The organism is Tahibacter sp. (assembly GCF_032229445.1).
Lineage (GTDB): Bacteria > Pseudomonadota > Gammaproteobacteria > Xanthomonadales > Rhodanobacteraceae > Tahibacter.
In genome coordinates this window covers 24,060-44,095 of the sequence record NZ_JAVTWC010000064.1, presented here as the reverse complement: position 1 = coordinate 44,095, position 20,036 = coordinate 24,060, and the positions used below count along the sequence as shown (strand labels likewise).

General features: G+C 67.4%; 22 protein-coding genes and 2 pseudogenes. 18 read left to right on the top strand and 6 right to left on the bottom strand.

Going from position 1 to position 20,036, the window contains the following annotated elements:
* Nucleotides 1–31: 31 nt before the first annotated feature.
* The 3 genes from wecB to RUU78_RS12440 form a co-directional block, all read right to left on the bottom strand.
* Nucleotides 32–1,147 carry a UDP-N-acetylglucosamine 2-epimerase (non-hydrolyzing) gene (gene wecB, locus RUU78_RS12450; protein WP_313917039.1) on the bottom strand — a complete coding sequence of 372 codons (1,116 nt, stop codon included), beginning with the start codon at nucleotides 1,145–1,147 and terminating at the stop codon, nucleotides 32–34.
* Between the two features lie 10 nt (nucleotides 1,148–1,157).
* A complete protein-coding gene (locus tag RUU78_RS12445) occupies nucleotides 1,158–2,945 on the bottom strand; it encodes an aminopeptidase P family protein (RefSeq protein ID WP_313917037.1) in 1,788 nt (595 codons plus the stop codon).
* Nucleotides 2,946–3,034: 89 nt separating this feature from the next.
* On the bottom strand, nucleotides 3,035–3,196 hold the full coding sequence (locus RUU78_RS12440; RefSeq protein WP_313917035.1) for a hypothetical protein: 162 nt from the start codon (nucleotides 3,194–3,196) through the stop codon (nucleotides 3,035–3,037).
* Between the two features lie 324 nt (nucleotides 3,197–3,520).
* Between RUU78_RS12440 and RUU78_RS12435 the strand changes: the two genes are divergently transcribed.
* The 9 genes from RUU78_RS12435 (at nucleotide 3,521) to RUU78_RS12395 (ending at nucleotide 10,592) form a co-directional block, all read left to right on the top strand.
* A complete protein-coding gene (locus RUU78_RS12435) occupies nucleotides 3,521–5,182 on the top strand; it encodes a CTP synthase (RefSeq protein ID WP_313917032.1) in 1,662 nt (553 codons plus the stop codon).
* 2 nt (nucleotides 5,183–5,184) lie between these two features.
* The gene (gene kdsA, locus RUU78_RS12430) at nucleotides 5,185–6,018 is read left to right on the top strand and encodes a 3-deoxy-8-phosphooctulonate synthase (RefSeq protein WP_313917065.1); all 834 of its coding nucleotides are present in this window, start codon (nucleotides 5,185–5,187) and stop codon (nucleotides 6,016–6,018) included.
* 9 nt (nucleotides 6,019–6,027) lie between these two features.
* Nucleotides 6,028–6,240, top strand: coding sequence for a hypothetical protein (locus tag RUU78_RS12425; RefSeq protein WP_313917031.1), 213 nt, complete (start codon nucleotides 6,028–6,030; stop codon nucleotides 6,238–6,240).
* 20 nt (nucleotides 6,241–6,260) lie between these two features.
* On the top strand, nucleotides 6,261–7,556 hold the full coding sequence (gene eno / locus RUU78_RS12420; RefSeq protein WP_313917029.1) for a phosphopyruvate hydratase: 1,296 nt from the start codon (nucleotides 6,261–6,263) through the stop codon (nucleotides 7,554–7,556).
* A gap of 11 nt (nucleotides 7,557–7,567) precedes the next feature.
* Nucleotides 7,568–7,879 carry a cell division protein FtsB gene (gene ftsB, locus RUU78_RS12415; RefSeq protein WP_313917027.1) on the top strand — a complete coding sequence of 104 codons (312 nt, stop codon included), beginning with the start codon at nucleotides 7,568–7,570 and terminating at the stop codon, nucleotides 7,877–7,879.
* Nucleotides 7,880–7,889: 10 nt separating this feature from the next.
* On the top strand, nucleotides 7,890–8,582 hold the full coding sequence (gene ispD, locus RUU78_RS12410; protein ID WP_313917025.1) for a 2-C-methyl-D-erythritol 4-phosphate cytidylyltransferase: 693 nt from the start codon (nucleotides 7,890–7,892) through the stop codon (nucleotides 8,580–8,582).
* A 135-nt stretch (nucleotides 8,583–8,717) separates the two neighbouring features.
* Entirely contained in the window at nucleotides 8,718–9,197 is a 480-nt protein-coding gene (gene ispF / locus RUU78_RS12405) for a 2-C-methyl-D-erythritol 2,4-cyclodiphosphate synthase (RefSeq protein WP_313917064.1), read from the top strand.
* On the top strand, nucleotides 9,194–10,231 hold the full coding sequence (gene truD, locus RUU78_RS12400; protein WP_313917023.1) for a tRNA pseudouridine(13) synthase TruD: 1,038 nt from the start codon (nucleotides 9,194–9,196) through the stop codon (nucleotides 10,229–10,231). Before ispF ends, truD begins: the two co-directional genes overlap by 4 nt.
* Nucleotides 10,232–10,367: 136 nt before the next feature.
* Entirely contained in the window at nucleotides 10,368–10,592 is a 225-nt protein-coding gene (locus tag RUU78_RS12395; protein WP_313917022.1) for a hypothetical protein, read from the top strand.
* Nucleotides 10,593–10,641: 49 nt separating this feature from the next.
* Here RUU78_RS12395 and RUU78_RS12390 read toward each other — a convergent pair whose 3' ends face one another.
* On the bottom strand, nucleotides 10,642–11,199 hold the full coding sequence (locus tag RUU78_RS12390; protein ID WP_313917020.1) for a Smr/MutS family protein: 558 nt from the start codon (nucleotides 11,197–11,199) through the stop codon (nucleotides 10,642–10,644).
* 117 nt (nucleotides 11,200–11,316) lie between these two features.
* On the opposite strand from RUU78_RS12390, the gene surE reads away from it, so the two are divergent.
* The 6 genes and pseudogenes from surE (at nucleotide 11,317) to RUU78_RS12360 (ending at nucleotide 15,658) form a co-directional block, all read left to right on the top strand.
* The gene (surE, locus tag RUU78_RS12385; RefSeq protein ID WP_313917018.1) at nucleotides 11,317–12,093 is read left to right on the top strand and encodes a 5'/3'-nucleotidase SurE; all 777 of its coding nucleotides are present in this window, start codon (nucleotides 11,317–11,319) and stop codon (nucleotides 12,091–12,093) included.
* Nucleotides 12,090–12,767, top strand: coding sequence for a protein-L-isoaspartate(D-aspartate) O-methyltransferase (locus RUU78_RS12380; RefSeq protein WP_313917016.1), 678 nt, complete (start codon nucleotides 12,090–12,092; stop codon nucleotides 12,765–12,767). Before surE ends, RUU78_RS12380 begins: the two co-directional genes overlap by 4 nt.
* Nucleotides 12,768–12,810: 43 nt before the next feature.
* Entirely contained in the window at nucleotides 12,811–13,416 is a 606-nt protein-coding gene (locus RUU78_RS12375) for a DedA family protein (protein WP_313917014.1), read from the top strand.
* Nucleotides 13,417–13,429: 13 nt separating this feature from the next.
* Nucleotides 13,430–13,729 (top strand): annotated as a pseudogene (locus RUU78_RS12370) (LysM domain-containing protein); the annotation flags it as partial.
* Between the two features lie 312 nt (nucleotides 13,730–14,041).
* Nucleotides 14,042–14,491: pseudogene (locus RUU78_RS12365) on the top strand (peptidoglycan DD-metalloendopeptidase family protein); the annotation flags it as partial.
* A gap of 258 nt (nucleotides 14,492–14,749) precedes the next feature.
* Nucleotides 14,750–15,658, top strand: coding sequence for a sigma-70 family RNA polymerase sigma factor (locus RUU78_RS12360; RefSeq protein WP_313917012.1), 909 nt, complete (start codon nucleotides 14,750–14,752; stop codon nucleotides 15,656–15,658).
* A gap of 7 nt (nucleotides 15,659–15,665) precedes the next feature.
* Here RUU78_RS12360 and RUU78_RS12355 read toward each other — a convergent pair whose 3' ends face one another.
* Nucleotides 15,666–16,037 carry an MTH938/NDUFAF3 family protein gene (locus RUU78_RS12355; protein ID WP_313917009.1) on the bottom strand — a complete coding sequence of 124 codons (372 nt, stop codon included), beginning with the start codon at nucleotides 16,035–16,037 and terminating at the stop codon, nucleotides 15,666–15,668.
* 7 nt (nucleotides 16,038–16,044) lie between these two features.
* Nucleotides 16,045–16,341, bottom strand: a complete 297-nt coding sequence (yhbY, locus tag RUU78_RS12350; RefSeq protein WP_313917007.1) for a ribosome assembly RNA-binding protein YhbY — start codon at nucleotides 16,339–16,341, stop codon at nucleotides 16,045–16,047.
* A gap of 100 nt (nucleotides 16,342–16,441) precedes the next feature.
* Between yhbY and rlmE the strand changes: the two genes are divergently transcribed.
* The 3 genes from rlmE (at nucleotide 16,442) to folP (ending at nucleotide 20,036) form a co-directional block, all read left to right on the top strand.
* Nucleotides 16,442–17,065: a 23S rRNA (uridine(2552)-2'-O)-methyltransferase RlmE gene (gene rlmE, locus RUU78_RS12345; protein ID WP_313917006.1), complete on the top strand. Its 624-nt coding sequence runs from the start codon at nucleotides 16,442–16,444 to the stop codon at nucleotides 17,063–17,065.
* Between the two features lie 11 nt (nucleotides 17,066–17,076).
* Nucleotides 17,077–19,005 carry an ATP-dependent zinc metalloprotease FtsH gene (gene ftsH / locus RUU78_RS12340; RefSeq protein ID WP_313917004.1) on the top strand — a complete coding sequence of 643 codons (1,929 nt, stop codon included), beginning with the start codon at nucleotides 17,077–17,079 and terminating at the stop codon, nucleotides 19,003–19,005.
* A gap of 140 nt (nucleotides 19,006–19,145) precedes the next feature.
* Nucleotides 19,146–20,036 (top strand): dihydropteroate synthase, encoded by an 891-nt coding sequence (gene folP / locus RUU78_RS12335; RefSeq protein WP_313917002.1) that lies wholly within the window; start codon nucleotides 19,146–19,148, stop codon nucleotides 20,034–20,036.

Sequence of the window (20,036 nt, the reverse complement as noted above, 5' to 3'; positions counted from 1 at the left end):
AAAATCCGCGCGAAAATCCGGGCGCGAAAACTCAGGCGAGAAACTGCGCGATCGTCTGTGCGATGCGCTCACCGCTGCGGCCATCGCCGTACGGCGCGTCGCGCGTAAAGGCCAGCGCCGGCGCCGGTGGCGTCGACAGCAGGCGATCGGCTTCGGCCACGATGCGGTCGGTGCGCAGCGGCACCAGTGTTGCCGCACCGAGCGCGACGCTTTCCGGCCGTTCGGTGTTTTCGCGCACGACCAGCACGGGCGTGCCGAGATAGGGCGCTTCTTCCTGGATGCCGCCGGAATCGGTTATCGCCAGGCGCGCGTGCGCGAGCAGGGCGATGAACGGACGGTAGTCCAGCGGTTCGACGAGGCTGATGCGTGGATGCCCCGACAGATGCCGGCGGATGCGATGGCCGACGGCGGGGTTCGGATGCACCGGGCAGACCACGCCGACGTCGGCGTGCCGCGCCAGCAGCTCGAGCACGGCGGCGCAGACGATGTCGAGGCCGCGGCCGTAGTTCTCGCGCCGGTGCAGGGTCAGCGCGACATGCCGCGGCGTGTCGGGCAGGAAGGGCAGGGCCAGCGGCCGCGTGTCCTCGACCTGCTCGCGCAGCAGGTCGATCACGCTGTTGCCGACATCGAAGATACGTTCGGCCGCGATGCCTTCGCCGCGCAGGTTGGCGGCGGCATGCGCGGTCGGCGCGAAATGCAGGCGCGCGATCGGCGCGATGCGGCGGCGAAACAGTTCTTCCGGAAACGGCCGATACGGATGGTTCGTGCGCAGGCCGGCCTCGACATGGGCTAGCGGCAGACCGAGATCGCGTGCGGCGAGCGCGGCGGCATACGCGGTCGAGGTATCGCCCTGGCTCACGACGAGTGCACTGCGTTGCGCGCGGGCGGTATCGCGGATCCGTTCGCGCAGCGCGGTCAGCGCATGCGACAGCGATGCGGCGGCGATCTGGCTGATCGTCAGATCGCAGTGCAGGCCGAGCTGGGCGAACGTGCGCTCGACCATGGCCTGGTGCTGGCCGCTGTTGAGCAGTTGCGTGTCCAGCACCGGCTGCGCCCGCAGCGCGCGGACGACGCTGGCGAGCTTGAGGCATTCGGGGCGGGTGCCGGCGACGACGAGGACGCGGCGGCGCGGAAGGACAGAGGTCATGGCGATCGGCCTACAGCGCCGCGCAGCGCAGCGCCAGCCAGCGCTGCGCATCGGCGTCCAGCAGCGGCGCGAGCTCGGCTTCGACCTGGGCGTGATACCAGTCGAGCCAGTCGCGTTCGGCCGTGGTCAGCAGTGCGGTGACGATGGGGCGCGTGTCGATGGGGCATAGGGTCAAGGTGTCGAACGCCAGGAATTCACCGAATTCGCCGTCGCCGGCGCACACCGTCGCGATCAGGTTCTCGATGCGCACGCCGTGGCGCCCCGGGCGGTAGATGCCGGGCTCGTTCGAGGTGACCATGCCCGGCAGCAGCGGCTCCCCGGTTTCGCCGGGCACGGGCGGGCGTATCGACTGCGGCCCTTCGTGTACGTTGAGGAAATAACCTACGCCGTGGCCGGTGCCGTGGCCGTAGTTGATGCCCTCGGCCCAGATCGGCGCACGCGCGAGCGCATCGAGCTGCTGGCCGGTGGTGCCGCGCGGAAAGCGCGCACGCGACAGCGCGATCATGCCCTTGAGCACCAGGGTGTAGTCGCGGCGCTGCTCCGGCGTGGTGTCGCCGAGCGCGATCGTGCGCGTGATGTCGGTGGTGCCGCCTTCGTACTGGCCGCCGGAGTCGACCAGCAGCAGACCGCTGGGCGACAGCGTGGCGTGGCTCTGCGCGGTTGCGCGGTAGTGCGGCAGTGCGCCGTTGGCCATGTAGCCGGCGATGGTGGCGAAGCTCTCGCCGACGAAATCCGGCTGCGCTTCGCGCTGGCGCTTCAGCTCCGCGGCGACGTCGAGTTCGGTCAGCGGGGTGGTGCCGATGTGCTGCTCGAGCCAGATCAGGAATCGCACCAGCGCCACGCCATCGTGGCGCATGGCGGCGCGGATGTGCTGGAGTTCGGCCGGCGTCTTTATCGCCTTGAAGCGCTGGCTCGGATTGATCTGCTGCACGACGCGGACCTCGTCGGCGACGGCGGCGGCCAGCGCATGCACGACGCGGCGCGGGTCGAGCAGGATGCAGTCGCCGGCGCCCAGCGTGGCGAGTGCGGTCGTGGCCGCGGCGTAGTCGGCCAGCACGATGCCGTCGGCGGCGAGCTGGCGGCCCAGCACCGGCGTGATCTTGCCGGGTGGGACGAACAGGATGGCCTTGTCCGGGCCGATCAGCAGGTGGGCGAGAAAGACCGGGTTGTACGGTACGTCGCTGCCGCGCAGGTTGGTGATCCAGGCCACGTCGTCGAGCGAGGACACCAGATGATGCGTCGCGCCGGCCTGTGCCATCGCGGCGCGTACCCGGGCGAGGCGTTCCTCGCGGCTGGAGCTGACGTAGTCGGCACCGTGTTCACGCACCGGATCGCACGGCAGCGGTGGCCGGTCGTCCCAGATTGCATCGATCAGATCGAGGTCGGTGCGCAGCACTATGCCGCGGGCGGACAGACGCGGCTGCAGCAGGTCCTGCATGCCCAGGGCCTGCACGTCGCCGGCGACAGCGACGGTCTGGCCGGACGTGAGCCGGGCGCAGAGCCAGTCCACATGCTCGGGCCGGTGCGGTGTCGTCAGGCGCATCAGGCTGACCTCGCTGCCCGCCAATTCCTGCGTGGCTTGCTCGAAGTAGCGCGAATCGGTCCAGATCCCGGCGAAATCGGCCGTCACGACCAGCGTGCCGCTCGAACCGGAGAAACCCGACAGCCACTGGCGCCCCTGCCAGCGTGCCGGCAGATATTCGGACAGGTGCGGATCGGCCGTGGGAACGATGACGGCATCGACACCGTGCCGCGTCAGGGAAGCACGCAGGTCGCGCAGACGTTCGCTGGTGCTCATGGTCGGAATGCCGGGGTTTCGGGGCAGCCGGCCACGCTAGCAATCTCTGCGGGGGGAGCACAAGCCGCTGCCGCTCCGGTTGCCGAGCCTCATGTTGCGGAGCGCCAACTGCCGAACAGCCACAGGAACAGCGCGAGAGCGATCAGGCCGCCTACCAACAGGCTCAGGCGCGCAGCCATGGCGTTGCGCAGCTTCCTGGCAAGCATCTGAAGCGACACGTCAATCAGCAACAACCACAGCAGGCAGAACACCAGGACAGCCCATCCGGGCCACCGAAACCCGTATCCCAGAAAAAAACCCAGTGTTATCAGAGGAATCGAACAGAAAAAGTCCAGAGCATGTCGGCGAACCATCGGCGCTCCTCGCCTTGGGCGGTGTCTTCGCGCGAGTGTAAGCGGGCGCAGCGCGGCCCCGAAGAGGGCGCACATTCCCGGGCAGTCAATCGGAGTAACCCGGTTGCTCCTTGCATCGGGTTTGCGCAGCAGTGGTTCGATGGCCAGTGAGGATTCGTCACGTCGCTCGCGGTTGCGCCCCGATGCCGGTAAAATCGGGTTTTCCAGCCATCCCCGCTGCTCATGACCCCTCTGATCTTCGTTACCGGTGGTGTGGTGTCCTCGCTAGGCAAGGGCATCGCCGCCGCCTCTCTCGCGTCCATCCTCGAAGCCCGCGGCCTGCGCGTGACGATGATGAAACTCGATCCCTACATCAACGTCGACCCGGGCACCATGAGTCCGTTCCAGCACGGCGAGGTCTACGTCACCGACGACGGTGCCGAGACCGACCTGGACCTGGGCCATTACGAACGCTTCGTGCGTACGCGCCTGACCGGGCGCAATTCGATCACCACCGGCAAGATCTACGAGTCCGTGATCCGCAAGGAGCGCCGTGGCGACTACCTTGGCGGCACGGTGCAGGTGATTCCGCATATCACCGACGAGATCAAGCACTGCATCTACGAGGCCACGCGCGGCTACGACGTCGCGCTGGTCGAGGTCGGCGGCACCGTCGGCGACATCGAGTCGCTGCCGTTCCTCGAGGCGATTCGCCAGATCCGCATCGAACACGGTCCGGAAAAGTGCCTGTTCATGCACCTGACCCTGGTGCCGTACATCAAGGCCGCCGGCGAGATCAAGACCAAGCCGACCCAGCATTCCGTCAAGGAACTGCGCACCATCGGCATCCAGCCCGACATCCTGCTGCTGCGCTGCGAACAGCCGGTGCCCGACAGCGAACGGCGCAAGATTGCGCTTTTTACCAATGTTCCCGAACGCGCTGTGCTCAGCGCGATGGACGTCGACACGATCTACCAGCTGCCGTCCTGGCTGCACCAGCAGGGCCTCGACCGCCTCGTCATCGACCACCTGCGCCTGGATGCCGGCCCGGCCGACCTGTCGGCCTGGGATCGCGTCGTTGCTGCGGTGGAAAACCCCAAGGACGAGGTCACCGTCGCGATCATCGGCAAGTACGTCGAGCACAAGGACGCGTACAAGTCGCTCGGCGAAGCGCTGCGCCACGGTGGCATCAAACAGTCGACGCGGGTCAACCTGCGCTGGCTGGAGTCCGAGCAGGTCGAGGCCGAAGGCGGCAGCGTGCTCAAGGACTGCGATGCGGTGCTCGTGCCCGGCGGTTTCGGCAAGCGCGGCTTCGAAGGCAAGGTCGCCGCGGCGCGCTGGGCGCGCGAGAACGGCGTGCCGTACTTCGGCATCTGCTACGGCATGCATGCGGCGGTCGTGGATTTCGCGCGCAACATCGCCGGCCTGGAAGGCGCCAATTCGAGCGAGAACGAGAAGAACTGCGCGCATCCGGTCATCGGCCTGATCACCGAATGGCGCACCGCCGCGGGCGACGTGGAAAAACGCACCGAGGCGTCCGACCTCGGCGGCACCATGCGCCTGGGCGCGCAGGAATGCCGCCTCAAGGCCGGCTCGCTCGCGCGCAAGCTGTACGGGCAGGACGTGATCCGCGAGCGCCATCGCCATCGCTATGAATTCAACAACATGTATCGCCAGCAGTTCGAGGACCTGGGCCTGACCATGGCCGGCAAGTCGATGGACGACCTGCTCGTGGAAGTGATCGAACTGCCGAATCATCCGTGGTTCCTCGCCTGCCAGTTCCATCCGGAATTCACCTCCACGCCGCGCGACGGGCATCCGCTGTTCATCGGCTTCGTGCAGGCTGCGCGCGAATACAAGATCGTGCGCAACGCACCGCGCCTCGCCCAGGCGGCCGGCGCATGAGCATGGACCTGTGCGGATTCAAAGTCGGCCTGGACCAGCCGCTGTTCCTGATCGCCGGACCCTGCGTGATCGAATCGCTGCAGCTGCAGATGGACACGGCCGGCACGCTGAAGGAAATCACCGGCCGGCTCGGCATCAACTTCATCTTCAAGTCGAGCTTCGACAAGGCCAACCGCACCTCGGGCACGAGTTTCCGCGGTCCCGGCATCGAGGAAGGCCTCAAGGTGCTCGACGCGGTGAAGCGCCAGCTCGGCGTGCCGGTGCTCACCGACGTGCACGAGTACACGCCGATGGACGAGGTCGCGAGCGTCGTCGACGTGCTGCAGACGCCGGCTTTCCTGTGCCGCCAGACCGACTTCATCCAGAACGTCGCGCGTGCCGGCAAGCCGGTCAACATCAAGAAAGGGCAGTTCCTGTCGCCCTGGGAAATGAAACACGTTGCGGCCAAGGCCAAGGCCACCGGCAACGAGCAGATCATGGTCTGCGAGCGCGGCGCGAGCTTCGGCTACAACAACCTGGTGTCGGACATGCGCAGCCTGTCGGTGATGCGCGATACCGGGTGCCCGGTCGTGTTCGACGCGACGCATTCGGTGCAGTTGCCCGGCGGTGCCGACGGCAAGTCCGGCGGCCAGCGCGAATTCGTGCCGGTGCTGTCGCGCGCCGCGGTCGCGGTCGGCATCGCCGGTATCTTCATGGAAACGCACCCGGATCCGGACAAGGCGCTCAGCGACGGGCCGAATGCCTGGCCGCTGGGCAAGATGGAGGCGTTGCTGGAGACGCTGGTCGAACTCGACCGCATCGGCAAGCGCAATGGCTTCCTCGAAACGCAGGCCTAGGAGCTTCCGATGCAGGACGAACAGGTGGTGCAACTGCTGCGTGAGATCCGCGACGGTCAGCAGGAACTGATCGCGTTGCATCGCGAGACGGCGCAGCGTTCGCTGCAGGCGCAACAGACGACGATCGATATCCAGCGGCGCGGCGCGCGCCTGTATCGCATCGTGGTGAGCGTGGGCGCCGTGGCGCTTGCCATCCTGTTCTACTACTTCCTTTCTCTTTGACCTGACGAGTCTCCTTGCCAATGACCACGATCACCAAGATCCACGCCCGCGAAATCCTCGATTCCCGCGGCAATCCCACGCTCGAAGCGGAAGTCACGCTGTCGACCGGCCATACCGGCCGCGCCGCCGTGCCCTCGGGCGCGTCGACCGGCTCGCGCGAGGCGGTGGAATTGCGCGACGGCGACAAGACGCGCTATCTCGGCAAGGGCGTGACCAAGGCGGTCGGCAACGTCAACACGACGATCGCGTCCGCGCTCATGGGTTTCGATGCGGCCGACCAGAATGCGCTGGACCGCAAGCTCATCGCGCTCGATGGTTCGCCGAACAAGAACCATCTCGGCGCGAACGCGCTGCTCGGCGTGTCGCTGGCCAACGCGCATGCGGTCGCCGCGGCGCGCGGACTGCCGCTGTGGAAGCATCTCGCCGGTGCGCGGCCGGCTCGCCTGCCGGTGCCGATGATGAACATCGTCAACGGCGGCGCGCATGCGGACAACAACGTCGACATGCAGGAATTCATGGTGCTGCCGGTGGGCTGCGCGAGCTTCTCCGAAGCGCTGCGCTGCGGCGCCGAGATCTTCCATGCACTGAAATCCGTGCTCAAGAGCCGCGGCCTGTCGACCGCGGTCGGCGATGAAGGCGGGTTCGCGCCGGACCTGAAGTCGAACGAGGAAGCGGTCGAGACCATCCTCGAAGCCATCGCCAAGGCCGGCTATACGGCCGGCGAAGACGTCTACCTCGGCCTCGACGTGGCCAGCTCCGAATTCTTCGAGAACGGCAAGTACAACCTGTCCGGCGAAGGCAAGCGCCTGAGCTCCGAACAGTTCGCCGATTTCCTCGCCGACTGGTGCGCGCGCTATCCGATCATCACGATCGAGGACGGCATGGCCGAAGGCGACTGGGACGGCTGGAAGGTACTGACCGACAAGCTCGGCAAGAAGATTCAGCTCGTCGGCGACGACCTGTTCGTGACCAACACGGCGATCTTCAGTCAGGGCATCGAGAAGCAGATCGCCAATTCCATCCTGATCAAGGTCAACCAGATCGGCACGCTGACCGAGACGCTCGAAGCCATCGCGATGGCCGAGGCGGCTGGCTATACCTCGGTGGTCTCGCACCGCTCCGGCGAGACCGAGGACACCACGATCGCCGACATTTCAGTCGCGACCACGGCGACGCAGATCAAGACCGGCTCGCTGTGCCGCAGCGACCGGGTCGCGAAGTACAACCAGCTGCTGCGCATCGAGGAGGCCCTGGGCACGGCGGCGACCTATGCGGGCAAGCAGGCCTTCCCGAACCTGCCCGACCTGTTTCGCTGAGGCGACCCGCCATGATGCGCTACGCCGCGCTGATCCTGCTGATCCTGCTGATCGGCCTGCAGCTCAAGCTGTGGACGGGAACTGGCGGCGTGCGCGACGTGGACAGTTTGCGCCAGACGGTGGCCGAGACGCGCAGGGCAAACGAGGCGCTCAAGGCGCGCAATGACGCGTTGCAGGCCGAGGTGCAGGATCTCAAGGAAGGCCGCGACGCGATCGAGGAGCGCGCGCGCTCGGAGCTGGGCCTGGTCAAGCCGGGCGAGACCTTCTATCAGGTCGTCGAACCGGCAGCGTCCGACGCGCCAACGCCGCCGCAGCAGAAATGAGCGGATGCGCATGAGCGGGCTCTGGTGCGTAGTGCCGGCCGCTGGCCGCGGCCGCCGTTTTGGCGGGGACGTGCCCAAGCAATACCTGCAGCTGGCCGGTAAGCCGCTGCTGCTGCAGACGCTGGAGCGCTTGGCCGCGCATCCGCGCATCGCCGGGCTGATGCTCGTGATCGCGGCTGATGACGCGAGCTGGGCGCACGGTCTGATCGAGGTGCTCGGCAAGCCGCTGCTGCGCGCGAGCGGCGGTGCGCAACGCGCCGATTCCGTGCTGGCCGGACTGCGCGCGCTGCCGGCCTCCGTTGCGCAAGAGGATGCCGTGCTCGTGCACGACGCCGCGCGGCCCTGCGTACGTGCGGCGGATATCTCGCGCCTGATCGACGAGGCCGTACCGGCCGGCGGCGGGCTGCTCGCCGCGCCGTTGCGCGATACGCTCAAGCGGGCCGATGCGCAGGGCCGGGTGGCTGCGACCGAGCCGCGCGAATCGCGCTGGCGCGCGTTGACGCCACAACTGTTTCCGCGCGGCGCGCTGGAAGCCGCACTGGCCGACGCAGCGGCGGCCGGCATCGATGTCACCGACGAGGCGATGGCGATGGAACGGGCCGGTCATGCGCCGCTGCTGGTCGAGGGCAGCGAGGACAACATCAAGGTGACGACGCCGGCCGATCTCGCGCTGGCGGAGTTTCTGCTGGCGCGGGCGAACTGAATAGCAGTTCGCTTTGGTGACGAGAGCCGAAACACCATCCCCACCCAACCCTCCCCTTGAAGGGGAGGGCTTTGGGGGCGCCGCTGCAGGAATGGAGCGTGCTTCGATTTGCGAAATAAGGGATTGCGGAAAATGATGCGTATCGGACAAGGATTCGACGTACACGCGTTCGGCCCCGGCGATCATGTCGTGCTCGGTGGCGTGAGCGTGCCGCATACGCACGGTGTGGTCGCGCATTCGGACGGCGACGTTGTCATCCACGCGCTCTGCGACGCGCTGCTGGGCGCGCTGGCGCTGGGCGATATCGGCGTGCATTTCCCACCCAGCGACGAGCGCTGGCGCGGCGCGGACAGCCGCGTGTTCCTGCGCCACTGCCGCGAGCTGATGCGCAGCCACGGCTACGTGCTGGGCAATGCGGACGTCACGGTGATCGCCGAGCGGCCCAAGGTAGGGCCGCATGCAGCCGCGATGCGCGCGCTGCTGGCCGAGGACCTGGGTTGCACGATCGATGCGGTCAGCGTCAAGGCCACGACCAGCGAGCGGCTGGGCTTCACCGGCCGCGGCGAAGGCATCGCCGCGATGGCGGTCGCGCTGCTGCGCCGGGATCCCGCATGAGCCACTGGCCGTATGCACTCGGCGGACCGCCGCTGTCGGCGCGCCTGCGCGCGCAGCCCGAGGATTTCTTCGTCGACGAAGACCTCGGTTTTGCCCCCGACGGCAGCGGCGAGCATGTATTCCTGCGCGTGGAAAAACGCGGCGCGAATACCGAATGGGTGGCGCGCGCGCTCGCGCGCTTCGCCGGCGTGGCCCCCGAAGTTGTCAGCTTCGCAGGTCTGAAGGACCGCCATGCGGTGACGCGGCAGACGTTCTCGGTACCGGTGCCGCTCAAGCGCGAGCTGGACTGGAGCACGCTGGCCAGTGACGAGTTCCGCGTGCTCGAGGCACGACGGCACGGGCGCAAGCTCAAGCGCGGCGCGCTCAAGCGCAACCGCTTCCGCATCCTGCTGCGCGACGTCAGCGGCGACCGCGACGCCACGCAGCAGCGTCTTGCGGGCATGGCCGCGCGCGGCGTGCCGAACTATTTCGGTGAGCAGCGTTTCGGCCGCGACGGCGACAACGCCGCGCGCGCGCAGGCCATGTTCGACGGCCGCCGCGTGCCGCGGCACGAACGCGGCATGCTGCTGTCGGCGGCCCGCGCGCAGATCTTCAACGCCGTGCTGGCACGGCGTGTGGAACAGGACAGCTGGGATCGCAGCCTGGACGGCGAGGTATGGATGCTCGACGGCAGTCACAGCATCTTCGGCCCCGAAGCACTGACGGCGGAACTGGAATCGCGTCTGCAGCGCGGCGACATCCACACGACCGGCGTGCTCTGGGGCGAAGGCAGCCTGCGCAGCGGTGCTACCGTCGCGGCGCTGGAGCAGGCAGTCGCGGAAGCACATGCGGGTCTCGCGCAAGGCCTCGCGGCAGCCGGGCTCGCGCAGGAACGGCGCAGCTTGCGCCTGTTCGCCCAGGAACTGGCCTGGCACTGGGATGCGGACACGCTGCAGCTCGAATTCGCGCTGCCGGCCGGCTGCTATGCGACCACGTTGCTGCGCGAACTGGCGCGCCTGGACGGCACGGCCGAGTCTGATGCGGTGCAGGAATAGCCGCCAGCGGAACCGGCTGTAGCGGAAATCACGAGTTGGGCGCACTCTGCTTCCGCCCCTCGCCACGCTTCCTATACTGGATTCACACGGCGTCGGGAATACCGGCGCGCCATCCAGTACCTGTCAGGAGGTCGTCATGAAAAGTGTATTTTTTTGCAGCGCAGCGATTGCGGTCGCCGGCCTGGCCCTCGGCGGCTGCGCGGGCTCGGGCGGTACGCGTGTGGCCAAGACGCAGTATGACTATCAGGTCGATCAGGAAAAGATCGTCTCGGTGAACAAATGGGCCAATGACCGCGGCTACAGCGTCACCTGGGTCAACCTGCCACGCAAGGGGCAGAAGGAAGCCGACAAGAAGGACTGATCAGCGCAGGCGCAACCGGGCCGACCGCGCATCGGCCCTGGGGCGCTGTTCAGCGCTTGTGCCGCAGCAGCACCAGCGCAGCGCCGGTGCCGCCCTGCTCGGAGCGGGCCGACGCGAAGGCGACCACGTCGTCGCGCTGGCGCAGCATCTTGTCCACCAGGCGCTTGATGACCGGACCAGCCGCGCGCGAGCGCAGGCCTTTGCCGTGAATCAGCTTGACGCAGTGCAGTCCGCGCTGGTGCGCCTCGGCCAGAAAGCCCGAGACCGCCATGCGCGCCACGTCCGCCGTCATCTGATGCAGGTCGATCTCGTCCTGCACGCTGAAACTGCCGCGCTTGAGGCGCTTGAGCACATCGGGCCGGTAGCCGTCGCGCAGGTAGCTGAGCTCCTCGCCGACCTCGATCTCGGCCGGATCAATGTGCATGGTCATCAGTTCGTCGAGCACGCGCGCCTCGTCCAGCTCGAACTGGCGCGGCTCCGGCGCCGGCCGCGGCTTTTCGCGCAGCGGCTCCGCCGCCGTATGGCGGCGCACGGGGCCTATCGCTTCCTCGAACAGCGCACGGTCCTCGTCGGTGACCAGCGGTGAGAGGTGGGAGCGGTTGCGCATGGCGGACGGGATTCCTGGGAGCCGGAACGGGTACGACCCACGCCACCTTACGTCATCCGCGGGTGAGAGCGCCGCGAATTCCGCTAAACTTTCCGCCTGTTTCCGCGGATGCACGGCATGCGAGTTCTGGTTTCCAACGATGACGGCGTGGACGCGCCGGGCATACGCATCCTGGCCGCGCGTCTGGCCGCCGTCGGCAGCGTCACGGTCGTCGCGCCGGACCGCGACCGTTCCGGCGCCAGCAATTCGCTGACCCTGGACCAGCCCATCCGCGTCAACCGCCTGGAGGATGGCCGCTACAGCGTGGCGGGCACGCCGACCGATTGCGTGCACCTGGCATTGGCGGGACTGCTCGATTTCCAGCCCGACATCGTCGTTTCCGGCATCAACAACGCGCCCAACCTCGGCGATGACGTGATCTATTCCGGCACCGTCTCGGCGGCGATGGAAGGCCGCTTCCTCGGCCTGCCCGCGATCGCGGTCTCGCTGGCCTGCCACAACCACCAGGCCGAGCACTACGAAACCGCCGCCCAGGCCGCCCTCGTGCTGATGCAGCGCCTGCTCGTCGACCCGCTGCCGGCCGACACCATCCTCAACGTCAACGTGCCGGACCGGCCCTGGAACGAGATCCGCGGCTTCGCCGTGACACGCCTGGGGCGGCGCCATCGGTCCGCGCCGTGTATCCGCGAGCGCGACCCGCGCGGCCGCACGATCTACTGGATAGGCCCGGCCGGCGAGGCCGAGGACGACGGTCCCGGCACCGATTTCCACGCCGTGCGCGAAGGTTCGATCTCGATCACGCCGATCCAGGTCGATCTGACCCGCTACCAGGCGCTGGAAAAGGTCGCCGGCTGGGTGACCAGCCTGCCGCATCCGGCATTCGGCGACGCATGACCGCCTATTCGCGCCTGACACCCGAAGCCCGCGGGCTGGGCATGACGTCCCAGCGCGCGCGCGACCGGCTGATCGAGCGTCTGCAGGCCGACGGCATCCGCGACCGCCGCGTGCTCGACGTGATGCGCCAGCTGCCACGCCACCTGTTCGTCGAGGAAGCGCTGGCCACGCGCGCGTATGAAGACTCCGCCTTGCCGATCGGCCAGGGCCAGACCATCTCGCAGCCCTGGGTCGTGGCACGCATGAGCGAGGCGCTGCTCGAATTCGGCGCGCCCAGACGCGTGCTGGAGATTGGCACGGGTTCGGGCTATCAGGCCGCCGTGCTGGCGGGTCTGGTCGAGCAGGTCTACACGGTAGAGCGCATCGAGGAGCTGCTGCGCAACGCGCGCCGGCGCTTCCGCAAGCTCGGCATCGCCAACGTGCGCTCCAAGCACGACGACGGGCGTCTGGGCTGGCCCGAGGAAGCGCCATTCGACGCCATCGTGCTGACCGCCGCCGGTGTCGATCTCGAGAACGCCTTGCTCGATCAGTTGGCGCCGGAGGGCGTGCTCGTCGCGCCGGTCGGCGCGGCGGGGCGCCAGCAACTCGTGCGCGTGCGCCCCGATGGCGATGCGCGACTGCGCGAGGTGCTGTGCAAAGTCAGCTTCGTGCCGTTGCTGGGCGGTGTGCTTTGAACGATCGCTGCAACGGATCCGGGACTCAGGGAACGAATACCGCATGAAACTGTTCAAGCCGCTATACGAGAAGGCCCTGGTATGGGCCGCGCATCCGCAGGCCGAGCGCCTGCTCGCGGGATTGAGCTTCGTCGAGGCCATCATCTTCCCGGTCATGCCCGAGGTGATGCTCGCGCCGATGACGCTGGCGCGGCCGCGGCACTGGATCCGCTATGCGACGATCAGCCTGGTGTTTTCGCTGCTTGGCGCGCTCGTCGGCTACGTGCTCGGGCACTACGCGTTCGAGGCGCTGCGGCCGGTGTTCGAGGCGCTGGGCTGGCTGCCGCGCATCGACGAGATGGTCGGCAAGCTGCGTACGGAGGTCGCCGGCAGCGCCTGGGCCGCGTTCGTCATGCTCGTACTCGCGGGGTTCATCCCGGTTCCGCTAAAGATCTTCACCTGGGCATCGGGGATCGTCGGCGTGCCGATGATCGCGTTCATTCCCGGAATGATTATCGGCCGCGGCAAGCGCGTGTATCTGCTGACCGGCGCCATCCGCCTCGGCGGCCCCAAGGCCGAGGCCCTGCTGCACAAGTACATCGAGTGGCTGGGCTGGGCGATCGTGGCGCTGATCATCGGCCTCGTGATCTGGCTGCAGCTGCGGCACTGAGGAAGGTCAGGTAATGCACCTCAAGCGCAACACTGCGACGAAGGACAGGGCCGCCGCGGCCCTGTCGCTGGCCCTGTTGCTGACGGCCTGCGCAAGCACGCCGCCAGCGCCGGTCGAAGACATCGCGCTGCAGGAGCGGCGGCCTCCGCCGGCCGAGCCCGTGCGCAGTCCGCGCAGCGGCCCGATCATGGCGATCCACAAGGTCGTCGCAGGCGACACCTTGTATTCGATCGCGTTCAAGAACGGGCTGGACTACCGCGAACTCGCGCGCATCAACCGCATCGAAAGTCCGTTCCGCATCTTCGTGGGCCAGGAGCTCAAGCTCGCCGATCCGCCGCCGAAGGAACAGGTCGCGGTGAGCGCGGTGCCGGCGCCGCCGGCGGGTCAGGTCACCATCACCGCACTGCCCGAAGCGCCACGCAGGCCTGCGCCGAACGCGAGTGTCGACCCGCGCGCCGTGCGCAACGCCACACCCCCGAGCAACGAGCGCGTCACGGCAGCGCCCGCTGCCGTCAACAAGCCGCCGGCCAACTCGGTTGCCGCCGCGACCGTTCCGACGCCGGCGATTGCGCCGGTGCCGGTTCCCGCTCCGTCGACGCCTGCCGGCGATCCCGTCGCCGTGCCGTCCAGGAGCGGCGCGCTCGCGCCCGGCGCCAATACCACGGCGGTGGCCACGCCGGGCCCGGTCACGCCCGTGCTCAACAGCGGCGGGGTGAGCTGGCGCTGGCCGGCCAGCGGCAAGGTCGTCGGCACCTTCGTCAGCGGCGACCAGACCCGCCAGGGCGTCGATATCGCCGGTAGCGCCGGCGCCAGCGTGGCCGCTGCCGCCGATGGCACCGTGGTCTACAGCGGCAACGGGCTGCTCGGCTACGGCGAGCTCGTCATCGTCAAGCACTCGACCTCGTTCCTGTCCGCCTACGGCCACAACCGCAAGCGACTCGTCAAAGAAGGCGACACGGTCAAGGCCGGTCAGGCCATCGCCGAGATGGGCGGTTCCAATAGGGAAATGTTGCATTTTGAAATACGCCGCAACGGCAAGCCGGTGAACCCGCTCGAGTACCTGCCGGCGCGGTGATGCGAGAAACGAGGGGAGGGGAGCGAGAAAACAGTGAGGCCAGGGCGTGGCTGACTTCTGGTCTTTTCTCGCCTATCGTCACTCGCCACTGCCGGGAAATCTCTGAACGCGACGGAACAGATCTTCGCTTTTGGAGCCCCCTTGAGTCAAGGGGGCGGCCAAACGCGCAGCGTTTGGCGGGGTTGTGGAGATCTGGTGCAGATCAAAGAACGGCAGTCTCATAACTTGTTTCGGACTCCCTGAGAGTATGCTGGCGCAATGAGTTCGACCGGGCGCGAAGAACCCTCGCTGGACGCCGATGACATGCTGGCTTTGCTCGACGTCGTCGAGCCGCGGCAGGGCGACGAGGCGCGCAATTCCACGAGCGCCTACCTCAACGAGATCGGACTGATACCACTGCTCGACGCGGTCGGCGAACGCCGCCTTGCCGAGCGCGTGATGGCCGGCGATACCGAGGCGCGCCGGCAGATGATCGAGGCCAACCTGCGTCTCGTCGTCGCGGTCGCGCGCAGCTATGTCGGGCGCGGGGTTCCGCTGCTGGATCTCATCGAGGAAGGCAATCTCGGCCTGATCCGCGCGGTCGAAAAATTCGATGCCATGCGCGGCCTGCGTTTTTCGACCTACGCGACCTGGTGGATTCGCGAATCGGTGCAGCGCGCCCTGATGCAGCAGCGCACCGTGCGCGTGCCGGTCCACGTACTGCGTGAACTGGCCCAGGCTTTGCGCGCGCGGCGCGAGCTGGTGCTCGCGCTGGAACGACAGCCCACCCAGGACGAACTGGCCACGGCGTTGAACAAGTCGGTTTCCGAGGTCTCGGCGCTGTTCTGCGTGACCGAGGAAATCCGCTCGCTCGACGCGCCCATGTCCGATGCGGACGACCGTGCGCTGGTCGAACAGCTGGCGGCGGAAACCGGCCACGCCGGTGCAAGCCGCGAACTGGTCGAACTGGCCGACGTGCGCCTGCCGGGCTGGCTGGCCAAGCTCACGCCTCGGCAGCGGCTCGTGGTCGAACGGCGCTACGGACTGGCTGGCCACGCGGCGCAGACGCTGGCCGAAATCGCCGCCGAGCTGGGCCTCACCCGGGAACGCGTGCGGCAGATTCAGGTCGAGGCACTGGTGCGGCTGCGCCGCATCGGCGAAGCCGAAGGGATGACGGGCAAGGGTTAGCCGGACTTCAGGGCAGGATGAAGGCCGCCACGACCTTGCGGCTTTCGCTGACGAGCACATTGAAGGTGCGTGCCGCTGCGGCGTTGTCCATGACTTCGATGCCGATACCGCGACCCAGGAATTCGGCCAGTACCGACTGGGCCGGGAACACGATGCGCGGACCGGTGCCCAGGATCAGCACGGCGGGCTTGAGTTCGAGGATCGGCGCGATGGCGGTCTCATCGATATCGGACACCGTCCTGACGGGCCAGCCCTCGATGGCGCGGTCTGGCGCCAGGATGAAGCTGCCGGCAAAGTCGCGGTCGACGACGGTGACGGCCTCGGCAGCGACCTTGCGCACGAACAGGTATTCGCCGGGGCGGTTCAGCGACAGCTGCATGGCGGACTCAGCGCGGCAGCGCGATGACCGGCTTTTCGGTGTTGCGGCGGAAAAACACCGCGGTGCGACCGATGGTCTGTACGGTTTCCGCGCCGGTGGCCTCGGCCAGCCGGCCGGCCTGGGCGGCAAAATCGCTGCGGTCTTCGGCCGGGATGCGCACCTTGACGAGTTCGTGGTGGTCCAGGGCCAGGGTGAATTCCTGGATCAGCGCGTCGGTGACGCCCTTGGCGCCGGCGAGGATGACGGGTTTCAGGTCGTGGGCGAGACCGCGCAGGTAGCGGCGCTGGCTATTGCTCAAGGGCATGGGATCTGGGCAAGGACGCGGTGCTGCACCGCAGGCAAGGCGTACAGGGTATCATGCGCAGCCGTCGACCCTGCGGCCCGCACCGGCCCGCCCAACCCTCATGTCGTCACGCAGCAAGAGCAGCCAGCGCTGGCTGCACGAACATTTCAAAGACCCTTACGTCAAGAAGGCTCAGGCCGAAGGTTACCGGTCGCGCGCCGTGTTCAAGCTGGACGAACTGATCGAGCGCGACGACCTGCTCAAGCCGGGCATGACCGTGGTCGACCTGGGCGCCGCGCCGGGCGGCTGGTCGCAACTGGTCAACGAAAAGCTCAAGAACCGCGGCCGTATCGTCGCGCTCGACATCCTGCCGATGCAGGGCATCTCTGGCGTCGATTTCATCTGCGGCGATTTCCGCGAGGACAGTGTCCTGGCGGAACTCGAGGCGCGACTGCAAGGCACGCAGGTGGATCTTGTGCTGTCGGACATGGCCCCCAATATGAGCGGCGTGGACCTGGTCGATCAGACACGTGCCATGCACCTTTCGGAACTGGCCCTGGACTTCGCCAGTCGATGGCTCAAGCCCGGCGGCGATTTCCTGATCAAGTTGTTTCACGGCGTTGGTTTCGACGATTACGTAAGGAACTTGCGGACGGCATTCACCCGCGTCAGCATCCGTAAACCCAAGGCTTCGCGGGCACGATCCAACGAAGTCTATGCACTGGCCCGAGGCCGGCGCGCGTAAGGAGTGTTTTGATGAACGACATGGCCAAGAACCTGCTGCTCTGGCTCATCATCGCGGTGGTCCTGCTGACGGTGTTCCAAAGCTTCAACCCGCGCGGGACGGGCACGCAGGATCTCGCCTATTCCGACTTCATGGACAAGGTTGAGCACAATTCGGTCGCCGAAGTGCTGGTGCACAACGACAACCGCACGATCGAGGCCAAGCTCAAGGACGGCAGTTCGGTGCGCACGACGGCGCTGCTGACCGACGCGAACATTGCCGAGCTGCAGAAGAAGGTCGACAAGATGCGCGTCGAGCCGACCGACAACGGCTTCTCGCTGCTCGGCATCCTGGTCAACTGGGCGCCGTTCCTGATCTTCATCGGTTTCCTCATCTACGTCATGCGCCAGATGCAGTCCGGCGGTGGCGGCCGCGGCGCGATGAGCTTCGGCCGTTCGCGGGCGCGCCTGCAGGGCGAGGACCAGGTCAAGATCACCTTCGCCGACGTGGCCGGCTGCGACGAGGCCAAGGAAGAGGTGAAGGAGCTCGTCGACTTCCTGCGCGATCCGGGCAAGTTCCAGAAGCTCGGCGGCAAGATTCCGCGCGGCGTGCTCATGGTCGGCTCGCCCGGCACCGGCAAGACCCTGCTCGCCAAGGCGATCGCCGGCGAAGCCAAAGTCCCGTTCTTCACGATTTCCGGTTCCGATTTCGTCGAGATGTTCGTCGGTGTCGGCGCTGCGCGTGTGCGCGACATGTTCGAGCAGGCCAAGAAGCATGCGCCCTGCATCATCTTCATCGATGAAATCGACGCGGTCGGCCGTCATCGCGGCGCGGGTCTCGGCGGCGGTCATGACGAACGCGAGCAGACGCTGAACCAGTTGCTGGTCGAGATGGACGGCTTCGAAGGCAACGAAGGCATCATCGTCATCGCCGCGACCAACCGGCCGGACGTGCTGGACCCGGCGCTGCTGCGTCCGGGCCGCTTCGATCGCCAGGTCGTCGTGCCGCTGCCCGATGTGCGTGGCCGCGAGCAGATCCTCAAGGTGCACATGCGCAAGGTGCCGGTGTCAAGCGATGTCGAGCCGATGGTGATCGCGCGCGGTACGCCGGGCTTCTCCGGCGCGGATCTGGCGAACCTCGTCAACGAGGCGGCGCTGTTCGCCGCGCGCGAGAATTGCCGCGAAGTGATCATGAGTCACTTCGACCGCGCCAAGGACAAGATCATGATGGGCGCCGAGCGGCGCTCCATGGCGATGAGCGAGGACGAAAAGCGCAATACGGCGTACCACGAAGCCGGTCATGCGATCGTCGGCCGCCTGATGCCCGAGCACGACCCGGTGCACAAGGTCACGATCATCCCGCGCGGTCGCGCGCTGGGCGTGACCATGTTCCTGCCGGAAGGCGATCGCTACAGCTACAACCGCACGTTCATCAACAGCAACCTGTGCTCGCTCTACGGCGGCCGCGTCGCCGAGGAACTCATCTTCGGTGCGGACAAGGTGACCACCGGCGCGTCCAACGACATCAAGCGCGCGACCGAGATGGCGCGCAACATGGTCACGAAGTGGGGCCTGTCCGACGAGCTGGGTCCGATCGCCTACGGCGAGCAGGAAGACGAGGTGTTCCTCGGCCGCTCGGTCACCCAGCACAAGAACGTGTCCGACGAGACCGCGCGCCAGATCGACGAGGTCGTGCGTTCGATTCTGGACAAGGCCTACGTGCAGGCGACGCAGATCCTCAGCGACAACCGCGAAAAGCTCCACGCGATGGCCAAGGCGCTGCTGCTGTACGAGACCATCGACGCGACGCAGATCGACGCGATCATGGAAGGCCGCGAGCCGCCGCCGCCGAAGGACTGGACCGGCAGCGCCAAGAGCAACACGCCGGCCAGCGGCCCGCGCGGCGAAAGCCCGATCGGTGGCCCGGCGGTGACGCGGGATGCGGCGACGGGCGCGGAGTGAGCATCAGCCATCCCCGGCGGAGTCTGGGATGGCAATGACGACGAGTCAGCGCTCGCGCTGTCTCGATGAGGAAAAGGCCGCAGTCGCGGCCTTTTCCATTTGTTCGCAGTGATCTTCCGCGATCGGCCAAGGAGCTTCGCATGATCCATCCGACCCTCGATTGCGCCGGCCGCGTGCTCACGCTCGACCGGCCGCTGGTCTGCGGCATCGTCAACGTGACGCCGGATTCGTTCTCCGACGGCGGCGTGAATTTCGATGCGGACGCCGCGATCCGGCATGGGCTCGCGCTGGTCGGGCAGGGCGCCGACCTGCTCGACATCGGCGGCGAATCCACGCGGCCCGGTGCGCAGGCCGTGTCCGAGCAGGAGGAGCTGCGCCGCGTGATTCCGGTCATCGAGGCGCTGGCGCGGCAGACCACGGTGCCGCTGTCGATCGACACCTCCAAGCCCGGCGTGATGCGTGCCGCGGTGCGCGCGGGCGCTGGGCTCATCAACGATGTCCATGCCTTACGCCAGGAAGGTGCACTCGATGCCGCCGCTGAACTCGAGGTGCCGATTTGCCTCATGCACATGCAGGGCGAACCGGGCGGCATGCAGGCCGATCCGCACTATGACGAGGTCGTCGGTGACATCAAGCGATTCCTCGCGGACCGCATCTTTGGCTGCGAACTGGCCGGCATCCCGCGCAAGCGGCTGCTGATCGATCCGGGCTTCGGTTTCGGCAAGACGCTGGACCACAACCTCGCGCTGCTGCGCGAATTGCAGCAGTTCGCGACGCTCGGCGTGCCGCTGCTGGTCGGGCTGTCGCGCAAATCGTTCCTGGGCCAGCTCAGCGGCCGCAGCAATCCGGCCGAGCGCGTGCATGCGTCGGTCGCCGCGGCGCTGATCGCGGTGCAGCGCGGAGCGTCCATCGTGCGCGTGCACGACGTCGCCGCCACCGCCGACGCGCTCAAGGTCTGGAATGCGGTCGGGGCCGGCAAACCGGCGAAAACGTCGTCGCCGCCCCGCGTGCGCTGGGGCGACGACGACTGA